The following is a 972-nucleotide window of genomic DNA, read 5'->3' on the forward strand; positions in this document are numbered from 1 at the left end:
TTTCACAAGAAATCCCTATTTTTAACCGTCGGGGAATGAGCATTGAGCAAGCAAAAAGCAGCGAGCTTGCTGCTAAGGCTCGCTTAACCCAAGTCCGAGCAGAGATTGCAGCCAATGTCGTACAGGCGTTCAGTGAATATTTGTATGTGTTGGAGAACCAGGCTCTGCAGCGAGATCTAGTGCAGTTACTGGAGCAGTTCTCCAGCATCGCTGAGCAAAGCTATGCCGCTGGCGATGTTGCTATGGCCGATCTATTGCGAGCGCAAAACGCGCTGGATGAGGCGCGTAGCGAATACGACAACCTGCAAGCGATGCGGTTTTCACAACGAGCTCGACTGAATTCAGCGCTTGGTCGTGACGCGCGAGCTGAGCTGCACGGTGACTATGCGCTGGAGGTCTCGCATCGAGAGTTCGCGCACTTACCAGCGCCGCCCGATGAATTATACGAACAGCTCAAAGAAAACAATCCTGCTTTATTGGCGTTGCGTGCGGAAGTGAAGAGTTTGGTGGTCGCGCAAGATATCGCTAACACATCTGGGTTACCACGCCTGATGATTGGGGCCGAGTATATGAATACCGACATGGCCTCGGATACGGTGGCAGGCATGCTGTCGGTTTCACTACCGATTTGGCGTGCCAATTACCGGGCGCAACGAGAGGCTGCAGAGGCTGACTTAGCCTCAGGGCTGCACGAGCTGGAGGCCAGTGAGCTGGCGATTCAGGCTGAGCTGAGTATGGCGCTTTACCAATGGCAGGATGCTGAGCGCAATCGCGTGCTTTATGGTGACGTCTTAATTGGTCGTGCCGAACAAGCGGTGGCTAGCAGTTTAAGCAATTATCAAAGCGGAAGCGCCAGCTTTACGGACGTTATTACGAGTCAACAGGAGTGGCTTAGTTTCGCCTTGGCACACCGCCGAGCCATGGCAAATCAGTTAGCAGCGGTGGCGACCATACATGCCCTGATGCCAACCC

Annotated in this window: 1 protein-coding gene; it reads left to right on the top strand. The window is 53.9% G+C overall.

What is annotated here, in order from left to right; genetic code table 11:
• Window positions 1–972 (top strand): TolC family protein (locus CWE07_RS14260; protein ID WP_133307012.1); only part of this gene is annotated, 972 nt, incomplete at both ends.

It is taken from the genome of Aliidiomarina maris, from assembly GCF_003987335.1.
Lineage (GTDB): Bacteria > Pseudomonadota > Gammaproteobacteria > Enterobacterales > Alteromonadaceae > Aliidiomarina > Aliidiomarina maris.